Consider the following 14,467-nt stretch of genomic DNA (forward strand, 5'->3'; position numbering starts at 1 on the left):
TTTTTGGCTACTCTTAGTTATTACCATTTACCGCCTGTCAGCTTCTTCCAGTCCCCAAGGAAACTGGCAAGCCCTTTATCAGTAAGTGGATGATGTACAAACTGCTGCAGAACACTAAAAGGAACAGTCGCCACATCTGCACCGACCAAAGCAGCCTCAAGCACATGCATAGGATGACGGACACTCGCTACAAGAATCTTTGTAGTGTATCCGTAGTTATCAAAAATAGTGCGGATTTCTTCAACCAAATTCATACCGTTATCGCCAATGGCATCAAGACGACCAATAAACGGACTTACATAAGTTCCGCCTGCTTTTGCAGCAAGCAACGCCTGTAACGGTGAAAAGATCAATGTAACGTTTGTATGAATACCTTCACTGGAAAGAGCCTTGATAGCTTTCAGCCCTTCTGACGTCATAGGGATTTTAACAACAACGTTGTCGCCCATTTTTTTCAGATCATGCGCCTGTGCAATCATGCCCGGTGCATCTTCTGCTACAACTTCGAGACTTACAGGCCCTTTTACTACTTCTAAAATTTCTCTTGCGCGTACGCGCCAATCTCCGCCTTCGCGCGAAAGTAATGTAGGGTTGGTGGTAACACCGTCAATTAAACCCTGTTCTGTTGCTGTCTTAATGTCTTCTATACTAGCGGTATCAATAAAAAATTCCATAATATCCCTCTGGGTGTTGTTTGGAAGTACGCAGTAAACCGTGTCTGTACGCGGCCTTCAGCCCACGTAAACAAAGCATACTTTTCGTACTTTTTTATTTTTTCGCTTGACTTTCCCGGCTGTTTTATTCAAAAAACATCTCGCACTTAGCGATCACGTTTTTCACGACTTGGTTTCTACTTGCATTTGATGGCGAGATAGCTCAGTTGGTTAGAGCATGCGGCTCATATCCGCAGTGTCGGGAGTTCAATTCTCTCTCTCGCTACCAATAAGGAAACTTGGATCATAGATGTATGTCTATGATCCTTTTTTTATGTCCAGAGCACAGCAACAACAGAATACTCAGGGTGATCTCTTTACTCAAATTTAACATGCGACTGTATAAAAGCTTTTGATACAAACGTATGGAGAAAAAATGAGATACATTCTTTTTATTCTGATAGCACTGAGCATTCCAAGCATGGCTTTTGCTGAACAAATTATTATCGTCGAAGACAACGAACCTGATTTTATCATCATTGATGACAGATCCGATGAAGAACGGTTTATCGACTTCCTATTCGAAGAAGATGAACCGGACGTTATGGTCATCCAAAAAAGAAGACCTGACATTGTTTATATCGAAGACGATGAACCGGATGTTGTGATCATTCAAAACAATGAGCCGGATGTAATCTATATCGAGAACGACGAACCGGACGTCATTTACGTCAAGGACTACAACGAACCAGGTGTAATCATTATCAACGACTAGCAATCCCCAAAAAACTATTTGTTCAGGCTCGCGCTTAGGACGGTATCGTTATCTAAAACAATAGTCCCTCACGCTCTTGCTTTCCTGAAATTCACGACCCTTTTAAAGGGTCTTTTTTTTGATCGCACACTTCTCGTAGAATATACGCTCTCGCCATTCACGTCTTTTAGTATTCTTAGGCACTACGCTCTATTCAATTTTTCCTGAAATTCCCATACTTGCCATAACGCTACAAAGTTAACAGGCTTTTGTCAGCCTATTAATCCCTCTTCATTCCGGCTGACCGAGCCATCAATATAGTATCAATTCCCACCGCAACTGACATATTGACCTTACTGAGAGTGACCTATAAAAATACAGAGGTTCTGGCTCATAATCAGCTATACGCAACCTCGAGAGATCATCACTCAGGTACAAGGAAAAACATGATACATTCACTTAAAGCTGTTGTTTTCGATTTCGACGGCACACTAGCTATTCCGACCATCGATTTTAACGAGATGAAGCAACGAGCGCACGATGCTGTAAAGATCGTATACCCGAACCTTCCAGATCTTAATGGTCTCCCACTCCTTGAATGGCTTGATATGGCAAAAGAACAGGCAACTAAGGAAAGACTGTCTATTCTAGATGCAATGGACGAAGCAGCCATCAGCGCCGCAAAAGATGTTGAGCTTGAAGCTGCAGCACGCAGTGACGTTTTTGCATGGGCTCGCACACTGCTTTCTGAATTACTTAAGAGAGACATTACTCCCTGTATCGTTACCCGTAACTGCACAGAGGCTGTTCGCATTGTTTTTCCGGATGTAGATGAATACTGCCCGGTCATCCTTACCCGCGATGATGTTCCCATTGTAAAGCCTGACCCTGACCATCTGCATAGAGCACTTGCACTTGTCGGCTGCCAGCCAGAAGAAGCTATTATGACTGGCGACCACCTGATGGATATTCACACAGGTAAAGCTGCAGGCACACTAACAGCTGGTGTATGCACCGGAGAAGCCACACGCGAAGAATTTGAAGCAGAAAATCCAGATTTTATTGCAACAGACTGCTGGGATCTCTTCCTGCAAATGACCGCGCGTTAAGAGAACAATTCTCAGCTGTTACAGAAAAATCATAGCCGATACAGGTGCCAAATAATCACTGACTGGTAAACTCAACACGTTACAATCACGCAGTAACCTAGTTAAAGTTTATCAGGAGAGTAACATGAAAGGCATTCGGCTATCGTTTTTTATCTGGCTGGCCATTTCTTTTCTTTCAAGCCCAGCTTTTGCAGCTGTTTCACCCAACGCTGCATCCGACACAACCAAAGCTGCTAACGCCCAGTGGTTAAAAATTCTGCCGTTTGCCAATGAGCAGGATTTTAAAGATGCCGCAAAAGGCTTCATTGCCCCACTACCCAACGACGGCATAATTAAAAATGCCGAGGGGCGTGTTGTATGGGACATGAAAGCATTCAAATTTATTACTGAACAGAAAAAAGCCCCCGACACCGTCAACCCTAGCTTGTGGCGTCAAATGCAGCTTGTCATGCAGGGTGGCTTATTTAAAGTTTGTGACAGAATCTACCAAATACGCAATGCTGACCTTTCAAATATGACCATCATTGAAGGGGACACTGGCATTATTGTCATCGACCCGCTTATCTCAACAGAAACAGCAAAGGCAGCTCTTGACCTTTATTTCGCGCATCGCCCTAAGAAACAGATCGTGGCAGTGTTTTATTCACATAGCCATGTAGACCACTTTGGTGGAGTACGCGGCATAATTGATGAAAAAGATGTCACAGATGGCAAAATTAAAATTTTTGCTCCAGAAGGTTTTACCGAAGCTGCCGTTTCAGAAAACGTGTATGCCGGTAACGCAATGAGCCGAAGGGCTACATATATGTACGGCAACCTTCTTCCACCATCCCCGCAAGGACAAGTCGGTGCAGGTCTCGGCACCACTACATCCACTGGCACTGTCACACTTATCCTCCCGACAGATCTCATCAAAGAAACCGGTCAGAAAGTAAAAATTGACGGACTGGACTTTGAATTCCTCATGGCTCCAGGCTCTGAAGCACCAGCAGAAATGCATTGGTACGTTAAACAGCTTAAAGCCGTCTCAGCCGCAGAAAACTGCACCCATACACTACATAATACGTACACACTTCGCGGTGCAAAAATTCGTAATCCACTTGCATGGTCAAAATATCTCAACGAAACTATCCAGATGTGGGGGGAAAATGCAGAAGTCCTCTACGGCATGCATCACTGGCCTGTATGGGGAAAAGCTGTCGTCGAGAATTTAAAGATGGCTCGTGACGGGTACCGTTTTATTAACGATCAAACACTGCGTCTTGCCAATATGGGATACACACCGGATCAAATTGCAGAACAAGTCCATTTCCCAGAGAACTTAGCTCAACATTGGGCAATGCGCGGCTACTACGGCTCTGTATACCACAACGTAAAAGCGACCTACGTATTCTACCTCGGTTGGTTTGATGGCAACCCGTCTACCCTGCATGTGCTTCCCCCTGTAAAAGCAGCAAAAAAATATGTTGAATATATGGGCGGCGCAAAAGCAATCATCACTAAAGCGCGCAAAGCATACGAGAACGGTGAATACCGTTGGGTAGCCGAAGTGGGCAACCATATCGTGTTTGCGGACCCTTCCAACAAAGAAGCCCGCATGCTGGTGGCAGACGCTCTGGAGCAGATGGGATATCAAGCTGAATCCGGCCCATGGCGTAACTTCTATTTAACAGGTGCACAGGAATTACGGGACGGCATCAAAGAACTGCCTGCTCCAAACACATCCTCACCGGATTTTATTAAAGCCGTAGATACGACGATGCTGTTGGACTACACAGGAGTGCGCCTTAATCCACAGAAAGCAGCTGGACAGGACATTACTATCAATTTGATACTCACCGACACATCAGAAAAATTTGTTCTGGAACTTCGAAACTCAGCACTCTCTAACCGCCATGGCACCATTGATAACGCAGACCTCACTCTTGAAATGACGCGAGCCCTTCTTAACAAAATATTCCTCAAAGAAACCACACTGGCCGACGCGTTGAAAACGAAAGATATAACAGCAGACGGTGATGAGAAAAAAATCCATGCTCTTTTGGGCATGCTCGACAACTTCCCGTTCTGGTTTAACATCGTTACGCCAAACGCACCGCAGTCTAAAAACTAATACAAAAAGAAAAGGCACGACGTAAATGTCGTGCCTTTCTTTTTGTAAATTTTCATGCCTTCGAAAAGTCTTCAACATGCTTGCCTTCGGCGACTCTTCGAGGAGGAAGGGCTCCGCCCTCCACCCGCAAGGGGCTTGCCCCTTGACCCCGATTATTTTGAGTTATTGTTATGGTGGACGGGAAGTTTCTTGTACGTGGGGGCATCAGTGTCTAAAAAAGATATGGCTCTCTTTTAGACGGGAATATCACCTAGAGTTGCTATCCAACCAACAGCAGGCGTATGCCGCCGCCCCAAATGGTTACATTGGAAAATTCACTCGTCTGCGCCCGATGAGCAATGCCATGCAGCGCACCAACTCGAATATACTTTTTATACACATCCCAATGTCCCCTATGAAGAAACTGTTCCGCAAGCGAACATACATACTGGGAAGGCAGCTCTATATTTCTTTCAGCAAGGGCAAAATCGATAAGCAAAGCATTAGGGGCAATGCGCATACATTCACGGACAATCTGTTCTGCAACTTCCGGATCAACCTGATGCAAACCGAAACTCACAATGCATAAGTCGAAGGAACCGTCTTTAGCATCTAAAAAAGACTGCCCTTCATGTATCTCTCTTTGTGAATGAGCCAACACCGTGTGCAGGGTGTTGTGATTGAGAACCTCAAGGCGATCAACATACCCATCCAAAGCATGAGACAAAGAAGTCGTATTCTCGCCAATAACAAGGACGTTCCGCGCCCGAGATTTTCGCACAAGTCTTACGGACTGTTCCACCGTACTAGCAACAATCTTCTTCCATAAAAAAGTGGTTATGGCATTCACGCTATGTCCCCTCTTCTTCAGAAATATTACTTGTCAAAACTCGCTGCATTTCTTCACGCACAACAAGCTTCACCTCTTCCATATCCGGCAAAGCTGGCAAGGTGTTAAGCAAACGTTCCATCACACCGCGGTCATGCAGCAATTGCATAGAAGCACGGTACTCTAAACCAAAGACCCAGCTTGAAAGAAGCAGCTTAAAATCGTTTATGTACCGCATATCACCATATCGTACAGACTCGCCATTCAGGACATTCTGCAAGATCTTATAGGTATACTCAGTCGGGCAATCTTCAAGCCCCATGGTAATGACATCACTCTTAGAACCGTCATGCGTAAAATTAGATACAAGCACTGGAAAAATATCCAGTTTGTCACTGTCGCGCACAATGTGCGTTGCAATACGGATATGTTTTGGAAGTGCTGACGGAAGCGCATATTTATTGTGCAACGCAACCGTTGCTCTTACTGCATGCTGTATTTCTTTCGGTTCATGCTCCAGGATGCTTTCCTGTTTTAAAATTCGGCAACCTAGCAAGCCGTGGTTTACAGAATTCTGATCACTGTAGGTTTTATATATGTTGTACTGCTCAAACCGTCCGACATCGTGAAACAATGCGCCGAGCAACGCAACATTCATTGTTGATGAATCTAACGACAGCGAAGCAGTAATTTGCTTCGCGTTGCCAAAGACCCGCAATGTATGTTCACGTTTTAAATCAATGTATTGTTGATCGTGTTGATCAGCTTGTGCATAGCCTTCAACATACTCTGCAAACCATTTTTGATACGATGTAAGATCTGGAGTCATAGCTACTTCTGTAGTGTGTCGGATTTTTTTTTCTGCCTGAATTTTCGCCTCAGCTTTACGTGCTGCCTTTTCCGCATTACGCGTTGCTTTCGCTTCATCATTCCATTCATCCCACTGTTTTTCTCTAAAAAACCCTTTAGGGCCAAAGAGGACACGCAGGTAGATGATGATGAACATAAAAAAAAACAAATATAAGAGCATATTGCCCATATTTCGTTGAAATAAAATTATTTACGGCTTCGTCAAAGGTCTTCGATTCAACAACGGTCTGAGCCCATGATGAAATCTTTTCAAACACTAGAACCTCCGGTATTACACCTGCTCTCCGAATATGTCCGGAGCGGGATTATCGTCATGCAATATCAAAAAAGTACGCGCGAAAAATATTCTTCTATTTTTTCAAAAGAGTACAGATGGGGACAGGGAAATCCGGTTGTCCCAATGTTTTGATTCTGCTAAGTTCATTTGATACTAAATAGTACCAGTCATTCCGTAAAACTGATTCTATAAATACTGTTCAGAAACCTTCCACATTAGTTGCGAACCATGTCAGATTTTGTACATTTACACTGCCATACAGAATACAGCCTTCTTGATGGCGCTATCCGTTTAGAAGACCTTTGTCAAAAGGCTTCTGATTTCAACATGCCTGCCGTAGCCATTACTGACCACGGTAACATGTACGGTGCTGTCTATTTTTATCTTATTGCTAAAAAAGCCGGTCTCAAGCCAATTATCGGGTGTGAAGTGTATATTTCACACGGTGATCATACAGAAAAAACCGGTGACTTTGCCAAAAAGCGCTACCACTTAGTGCTTCTTGCCCAAAACGAAGAAGGGTACAAAAATCTTTGTAAAATCGTAACGGAAGGTTGCGTTAACGGCTTCCACTATAAGCCTCGTGTCAGCAAAGAGGTTTTACGCGAGCATAGCGAAGGACTTATTGCTCTTTCCGCATGTCTTGCCGGTGAAGTTCCTCGGTACCTGCTGAACCACTCCATGGACGAAGCAGAAGAAATAGCACGAGAATACGCTGAAATTTTCCCGGACAAATTCTACCTAGAGCTACAATCCAACGGATTGAAAGAACAGGAAGAGCTAAACGATAAGCTCATTGAACTGTCCAAACGCACAGGGCTTCCTCTTGTGGCAACAAACGACTGCCACTACCTGAATGCATCAGACGTTGAAGCGCACGACACCCTGCTTTGTATCCAGACCGGTGCAAAAGTTCAGGATGAAAAACGCATGCGTTTCAACACAACGGAGCTGTACTACAAATCTCCGGAAGAAATGAAGGCTGCGTTTGCACATGTACCGGAAGCTATTTCCAACACCGTAAAAATTGCTGATCAAATCGATATTGAACTCACATTAGGTGAATACTACTTCCCTGAATACGAGTTGCCTGAAGGCGTGACCATGGCTGATGAATTCAGCCGTATGTGTCGTGAGGGTCTTCAAAAACGTATTGATATTATCCCGTACGAAATCGACGAAAAAATTTACTGGGACAGACTTGAGCTTGAGCTGAAAGTTATTAACGACATGGGCTTTCCGGCCTACTTCCTCATCGTGCAGGACTTTATTAACTGGGCAAAAGACAACGGTATTCCTGTCGGACCGGGGCGTGGTTCTGCTGCGGGCTCAATTGTCGCATGGGCACTGCGTATTACCAACCTTGACCCAATCCCGTATGATCTACTCTTCGAACGGTTCCTGAACGTAGAACGTGTATCCATGCCGGATATCGACGTCGACTTCTGTGAACGCCGTCGAGGCGAAGTTATCCGCTATACCATGGAACAGTATGGCGAAGACAAAGTTGCGCAGATTACTACCTTCGGTAAAATGAAGGCAAAAGCAGTAATTAAAGACGTTGCCCGTGCTCAGGGTCTCACATTTCAGGAAGGCGATAGGATCTCAAAGCTTATCCCTGATGAAATGAATATAACCATTCAAAAAGCGTTAGCGGCAGAACCTGAGCTTGCAGATCTTTATCGTAACGATGCAACTGTTAAAAAACTTATTGATATTTCCCAGCGCCTCGAGGGTCTTTGTCGCCATGCATCCACTCATGCTGCTGGTGTTGTTATCTCTGACAAGCCGATGGTTGAATACCTGCCACTGTACCGAGATAAAAAAGGCGGCAGGGTAACCCAGTTCGACATGAAAAAGGTTGAAGAAGTCGGTCTTGTAAAATTCGACTTCCTCGGTCTGCGAACCATGACGGTTATTCAGGATGCTGTAGACAACATCGGATTAGTCGGTAAACCACAACCAGATCTCGACACACTGGCATTTGATGATGCAGCAACGTACGAGCTCTATCAACGCGGCGATACTGACGGTATTTTTCAGGTAGAATCCTCCGGTATGCGTACGTACCTTCGTATGCTCAAACCGAGTTGTTTCGACGATATTATTGCGATGCTCGCCCTCTACCGTCCGGGTCCATTGAACTCCGGTATGGTTGATGAATTTATTAAGCGTAAGCACGGCGAAGTTCCTGTTGTGTACCCGCTTCCGTCATTGGAAGACTGCCTGAAGCCTACATACGGTGTTATCGTATATCAGGAACAGGTAATGCAGATTGCACAGATTGTCGGTAATTACACCCTTGGCGGTGCGGATTTACTGCGTCGTGCAATGGGTAAAAAGAACGCTGAAGCAATGGCGCAGGAGCGTACTAAATTTGTCGCCGGTGCATCTGAAAACGACATTCCAAAAGAAAAGGCCGAAGAAATCTTTGACCTTATGGAACAGTTTGCAGCATATGGCTTCAACAAATCCCACTCCGCTGCATACGCACTTATTTCCTACTGGACCGCATATCTCAAAGTTCATTATCCGGTAGAATTTATGGCTGCCCTCATGACTTCTGAGATGGGCAACCAGGATAAGGTTCTTAAATATGTTGCGGCATGTCGCGACATGGATGTTTCTGTAAAACAAGCAAATGTTCAGGCATCACGCCGCCAGTTCACCGTACACGAAGGCGAAGTTATCTTCGGCCTCGGAGCTATTAAAACTGTAGGTGATGAAGCTATCCGCGAAATCGTGGAAGCTCGCGAGGCTGACGGCGAATTTCCATCCATGCTCGACCTTGCCAGCCGTGTAGGATTACGCAAGGTAACCAAACGAGTAATTGAGAATCTGATTAAAGGTGGCGCAATGGACTGCTTTGGCGTTTCCCGCCGAGGTATGCTTGCTGCTTTGGACAGCGTCGTTGCTAAAGCTCAGAAGAAAGCTAAGGATAAAGATTCCAATCAGGTTTCTTTATTCACCATGATCGCGGAAGAACCAAAAGTTATCGGCGGCATCGGGTTTGAGTGCGAAGAACAGACTCTTGAAGAATTTGATGACGAGCAGAAACTGCGTTTTGAAAAAGATGCGCTTGGCTTCTACTTAACAAGTCACCCTTTGCAGCCATTCCGCCGCGAGCTACACCGACTGCATTTGCAGCCATTGGAAGAAGCTGCGGACCTTGAGCCGGGTGGAGAAATTAAATGCGCCATTCTGGTAACAGCTATGAAAGAGCACGTTACCAAGAAAGGCAACAAGATGGCTTTTATGGACATTGAAGATCTCACCGCTTCCGGCGAGCTTGTTGTTTTTCCAGAAGCATATGCCGAAGGAAAAGAGCTGTTTTTAAGCGAACAACCACTGTTGTTAACAGCCAAAATCAGTGATCAACAAAACAACGAAGATGGTGACGACGAAGACGCTGTAAAAGAAATTAAGTTGTTATGTGAGAAGGTTGAGTCACTCACCGAAGCATGTCAATGCAATCTTGAGCCGACAACAATTGACATACCATATAACAGATTATGCATGCAGGCCATCACAGATCTTAAAGAGGTTTTAGTAAAACATAATGGTCCAGTACCAGTTTATGTACGAGCCATGATCAGTGACTCTGATGCAATTTTCAGTCTGGATGAAGCATACTCTATTCATCCGGGACCTCAATTCGAAAAAGACTTTGCCAAATGGAAAGGAGTTGTCCATGGCTAATGGTATCTGGCGGCTAACTGTGCGTTCCGATTTTGCAGCCGCACACGCACTTCGCAACTACGATGGTAAGTGCGAAAATATTCACGGACACAACTTTGCTGTTGAAGCTGTTGTAGAAGGTGACAAGCTTTCTGAAGACGTTGAAATTCTTCTCGACTTCAAAGTAATGAAAAGTAAACTGAAAGAAGTCACCGAGCTTATCGATCATAAAGATTTGAACTGTACAGCTCCGTTTGACAAAATGAACCCTTCATCTGAAAACCTTTCCCGTTTCATTTATCAGGAACTGGGTAAGCGAATTGAATCATACGGCGTACGCGTTCACTCCGTGACTGTGTCTGAAAAAGCTGCACAGTCTGCGACCTATCTGGAGTTATAGGACATGATGGATTTGAACTGGCAGGTCATTTTTGAAATCTCTGTCACATTATTTTTGATTTTCGATCCGCTTGGCAACGCCGCCATGTGTCTACCTATGCTGGGCGCTTTTACGCCCAAGCAACAGCGACGCATTATGCTGCGAGAGCTCGTTATCGCACTCGGAATCATTCTTTCGTTCATGTACCTTGGTGACAACCTGCTCGGTTTGCTTAACATTCATCACTCTACACTACGTATTGCCGGTGGTATTATCCTGCTCATCATTTCCATGAAAATGGTATTCCCACAGGGTAATGGTTCTTCAACAGATCTTGAGAAAGATCCGTTTATTGTGCCTATTGCTGTCCCGCTCCTCGCTGGACCATCCTTGCTGGCAGCAGTCATGCTGTATGCAGCACGATCTCAAGAGAGCCCGCATGGCAACACAGAACTGTTAACAGCTATCTTTTTGTCATGGCTTGTTACCGCCATTATCCTGCTCTGCTCCTCGTCCCTTACCAAAATATTAGGGCACCGGGGTTTGCGGGCAACAGAACGTCTCATGGGACTCATTCTGATTTTTATGGCCGTTCAAATGCTTGAAGACGGCATCCGCATGTTTGTAGAAACATTTTAGAAGACTACAGCGCCCCGTGTGCCATACGTCTTTTTAAAGACATTAAACGGCCATCTTTTTTCGATACTTTATCGAATAAAGATGGCCGTTTTTTTAGACTAAAGTCAGCACACTATAAAAAATATTGATCCAAAAACTCGAATGAATATCACATATTCACGACACACAAACTTTTTGAAAATGAGCTCTACGTTCTAATCTGGAAAATTCAAAATAAGCACTGTTACCCTTTCTGCTCTCAAATAAAGGGCAGTACAACGGAAAGAGAATGCTCTACACTAGATTCTTTTTCACCGGTAGGCGCGACATAGTGTATTGCAGATTCAGCTGATTCTCTGCCTGCAATCTTTGCTATAATCCAAGTAGCCAAATATTGAGAAGCCATACAGCCACCTGCTGTAGCTATATTGCCTTTTGCAAAAAATGGATCATCTAAGACCTTGATTCCAGCATCCATCACCCAAGGCTTAGTTGTTAAATCTGTACAAGCAGGTATACCATCAAGCAACCCCAATACTCCCAAAAGCAACGTGCCCGAGCACTGAGCGCAGATCACTTGCCTTTGCGAATCTAAACTCAATCTACCCAGTATCTCATCATCCTTTGCAACATCACGAGTACATACACCGCTACCGAAAATAACGACATCTGCACTATTTGCGAACTCCAAAGGCTGCTGCGCTGTAACGGTTACTCCGTTCATTGATGTTACAGTCTCTTTAGGACATGTAATCTGTACATTCCATCCAAATTCTTTCATTCGGTTTAAGATACCTAGAGCTATAAATGAGTCCAGCTCGTTAAATCCATCAAAGGTTAAAATCGCTATATTCATTAGTTACCTCCAGTTAGAGCACATAATTATTTCTATTTTTCTTAAATTAATAATGACTGGAGCATACCTTATATCCTCTGTCAATCTGACCACCAAAGGCAGCATGTTCTGCCTTTGCAAGTGTTAATGTGATCATCACCAATGATTCACCGATAACGCTTTGTAAAAAAAATTCATGATTCCGCTCTATCTACCCATCTCCGTCCTCGCGCCACACACACAACTACTCTAAACCTTAAGAACTCTTTTGCACACAAAACTGCACACACGCCAGTAAATAACAACCTATGTTCATTTAATATTCTCTTGGAACAGCGTGAAGGAGATGCTGTCATCCACACAACATGTGCAATTATAGACACATACATGTATATATTTTGTACACAATTTGCTTATATAAAAACTGCACAACTGCAAGTAGCTGAAATACTGTACACGTTTTTTTGGTACATCTATTGCTATATCCAAAGTACGTGTGATGCATTTTACACGTGACATGATGGCTGCATTATAATGAGGAAACTTCACTACTACTATGTAGATCGTTTTTTACTCTATCCGTTAACTATCCAATGCATTGTGCATTTATAATGCAGTCATCATGTACTCAAACACTCAGTTATTAAATAAAGAATATGCACATAAGATGAGATTTATGCAGTTATGCACATAAGATCATCATGTATGGCGAGGATAATTATGAATTGTCCAAATTGCAGCACAAAACTGCATATGACGGAACGAAAAGGCATTGAAATTGATTTCTGTCCAGACTGTCGAGGCGTATGGCTCGACAGGGGCGAGCTGGATAAAATTTTAGAAAAAAGTATCGCCGAAGAACAGGAATACAGCAGGCCGCAGGCGTCACAGCAAGTCATGCAGCCCACCTCATCCGGTTTTCCAGATGCGCAGCAACGCAAAGATTATGATTCGCACAATTACAAACATGGAAAGCATAAACACGGACACGGACACGAGCAATACGGACACAAAAAAAGCCGTAAGCCATGGTTCATGGAACTATTCGACTAAAAAATTTTGCATATACCTCTATGATGAAAAGCAGCAGTTGTTATCAAGTAAGCCGTATAACAGCCCCCCAGTCAGTTATACGAAGGTGATCGCTTAGAGCCGCAAATACTCTTCGGCAGCAGACTATGTGGCTCAATTTGATAACTTCGAAAGCTCATATCCCCGCATAGCAATACAGTCACTTTCTAAGGATGCTATGCAGGATGAATCTAACATCTTAGCCGACGGGGTAAGGAGCCCCTTCAACCACGCGGAACTCAGCCGCGTGAGGCAGAGCATAATTGAACTTCTTTCCTCCTGAAAAAAGAAGAGCAAATCGTACGATCCTAAGCATAAAAGGGTGAGTTCTAACGAACTCACCCTTTTCTATTTCCATATTCCATTTCCGTATTTCATTTTTACTGACACATCATAGCGCACATGTGCAATTTTTAGCCACTTTCAGTAAAGGCGTTTAAAAAACATGCACAAGAAACAGCCACCACGAGTGATTTTTAAACACTATTCATATCTACCGTCAGCCATCTACAGATAACACACCAATCTTCATATACTTTCATTTTTGGCACGCGCATTGCTTATACAAAAATACGAACCACAAGAACGAATCGATGCAAGATGACTCATGGTTCACATAACAGTAATAATAAAAACATATTTTGAGAGGCTACTGAAACAGTAGTTACACAATCAAAATTTAATATCGTAAAAAAATATATACATTTATTAGCATTGCATATCCCTACTGCAGTGCCTTTAAGGAGAATATCATGACATGCCCAAACTGCAACTTAGAACTTACTATCGTTAACCGTAAAGGTGTTGATATAGAGTGCTGTACTGTCTGCAACGGAGTCTGGATGGAACGCAAAGAGATGGATCGTCTCTTACAGCAAGTGCTTTCCGCTAAACTCACAAATCCAGCACCTAGACGTGTTCAAACCCCTTCCATATCCCCTACCAGTGAAGAAAGCCTCACTGAAACTGGAAGCGATTACGACACATACTTCGCATACAAGTACCACGGCTGCTATGGCTTCCCATCCCCTCGCATCGCGCGTGCTAAAAACCTCCTTGAGAAACGCTAACCCTCCTTAGCGACAAATAAGCATCAGGCATCCCCAGACACGATGCCTTATCCACGCAAAAAGCCAGAGACATCCATCTCTGGCTTTTTCGCATAAAAAAAAGCCGAAGCACAATGCTCCGGCTTTCTTCTTATCTATATTCTGTCACCGCTGCAAAAGCTCATTGGCTTCTGTCACAACTTGCCCTGCCGGAAACATTTCTGTTCCGACACGTCTTGTAACAACAGCTGCT

At 44.0% G+C, this 14,467-nt stretch carries 12 protein-coding genes and 1 tRNA gene; 9 read left to right on the plus strand and 4 right to left on the minus strand.

What is annotated here, in order from left to right:
* Positions 1–20: 20 nt before the first annotated feature.
* A complete protein-coding gene (fsa, locus tag MKHDV_RS12990; protein ID WP_160715977.1) occupies positions 21–674 on the minus strand; it encodes a fructose-6-phosphate aldolase in 654 nt (217 codons plus the stop codon).
* Between the two features lie 191 nt (positions 675–865).
* Here fsa and MKHDV_RS12995 point away from each other — a divergent pair.
* The 4 genes from MKHDV_RS12995 to MKHDV_RS13010 all read left to right on the plus strand — a co-directional run bounded on the left by MKHDV_RS12995 (position 866) and on the right by MKHDV_RS13010 (position 4,629).
* Positions 866–942, plus strand: a tRNA-Met gene (locus tag MKHDV_RS12995).
* A 147-nt stretch (positions 943–1,089) separates the two neighbouring features.
* Positions 1,090–1,428 carry a hypothetical protein gene (locus MKHDV_RS13000; RefSeq protein WP_160715979.1) on the plus strand — a complete coding sequence of 113 codons (339 nt, stop codon included), beginning with the start codon at positions 1,090–1,092 and terminating at the stop codon, positions 1,426–1,428.
* Positions 1,429–1,853: 425 nt separating this feature from the next.
* The gene (locus tag MKHDV_RS13005) at positions 1,854–2,516 is read left to right on the plus strand and encodes an HAD family hydrolase (RefSeq protein ID WP_160715981.1); all 663 of its coding nucleotides are present in this window, start codon (positions 1,854–1,856) and stop codon (positions 2,514–2,516) included.
* 124 nt (positions 2,517–2,640) lie between these two features.
* Positions 2,641–4,629 carry an alkyl/aryl-sulfatase gene (locus tag MKHDV_RS13010; protein ID WP_160715983.1) on the plus strand — a complete coding sequence of 663 codons (1,989 nt, stop codon included), beginning with the start codon at positions 2,641–2,643 and terminating at the stop codon, positions 4,627–4,629.
* A gap of 259 nt (positions 4,630–4,888) precedes the next feature.
* Here the strand turns inward: MKHDV_RS13010 and MKHDV_RS13015 are convergent, their stop codons facing one another.
* Together MKHDV_RS13015 and MKHDV_RS13020 are read right to left on the minus strand one after the other, a co-directional pair.
* Complete coding sequence (locus tag MKHDV_RS13015) at positions 4,889–5,458, minus strand: class I SAM-dependent methyltransferase (RefSeq protein ID WP_160715985.1); 570 nt, start codon at positions 5,456–5,458, stop codon at positions 4,889–4,891.
* A 1-nt stretch (position 5,459) separates the two neighbouring features.
* On the minus strand, positions 5,460–6,467 hold the full coding sequence (locus tag MKHDV_RS13020) for an HD domain-containing protein (RefSeq protein WP_216846928.1): 1,008 nt from the start codon (positions 6,465–6,467) through the stop codon (positions 5,460–5,462).
* 345 nt (positions 6,468–6,812) lie between these two features.
* Between MKHDV_RS13020 and dnaE the strand changes: the two genes are divergently transcribed.
* From dnaE to MKHDV_RS13035, 3 genes are read left to right on the plus strand one after another with little or no spacing between them, the layout of a single operon-like run.
* Positions 6,813–10,283 (plus strand): DNA polymerase III subunit alpha, encoded by a 3,471-nt coding sequence (gene dnaE / locus MKHDV_RS13025; protein ID WP_160715989.1) that lies wholly within the window; start codon positions 6,813–6,815, stop codon positions 10,281–10,283.
* Positions 10,276–10,662 (plus strand): 6-carboxytetrahydropterin synthase, encoded by a 387-nt coding sequence (locus tag MKHDV_RS13030; RefSeq protein ID WP_160715991.1) that lies wholly within the window; start codon positions 10,276–10,278, stop codon positions 10,660–10,662. Before dnaE ends, MKHDV_RS13030 begins: the two co-directional genes overlap by 8 nt.
* Positions 10,663–10,665: 3 nt before the next feature.
* On the plus strand, positions 10,666–11,280 hold the full coding sequence (locus tag MKHDV_RS13035; protein WP_160715993.1) for a MarC family protein: 615 nt from the start codon (positions 10,666–10,668) through the stop codon (positions 11,278–11,280).
* Between the two features lie 238 nt (positions 11,281–11,518).
* Here the strand turns inward: MKHDV_RS13035 and MKHDV_RS13040 are convergent, their stop codons facing one another.
* Positions 11,519–12,115 (minus strand): DJ-1/PfpI family protein, encoded by a 597-nt coding sequence (locus MKHDV_RS13040; RefSeq protein WP_160715995.1) that lies wholly within the window; start codon positions 12,113–12,115, stop codon positions 11,519–11,521.
* 699 nt (positions 12,116–12,814) lie between these two features.
* Here MKHDV_RS13040 and MKHDV_RS13045 point away from each other — a divergent pair.
* Positions 12,815–13,147 carry a zf-TFIIB domain-containing protein gene (locus MKHDV_RS13045; RefSeq protein WP_174239243.1) on the plus strand — a complete coding sequence of 111 codons (333 nt, stop codon included), beginning with the start codon at positions 12,815–12,817 and terminating at the stop codon, positions 13,145–13,147.
* A 770-nt stretch (positions 13,148–13,917) separates the two neighbouring features.
* Entirely contained in the window at positions 13,918–14,235 is a 318-nt protein-coding gene (locus MKHDV_RS13050; protein ID WP_160715999.1) for a zf-TFIIB domain-containing protein, read from the plus strand.
* The last annotated feature ends 232 nt before the right edge of the window (positions 14,236–14,467 follow it).

Source organism: Halodesulfovibrio sp. MK-HDV, assembly GCF_009914765.1.
Taxonomy (GTDB): domain Bacteria; phylum Desulfobacterota; class Desulfovibrionia; order Desulfovibrionales; family Desulfovibrionaceae; genus Halodesulfovibrio.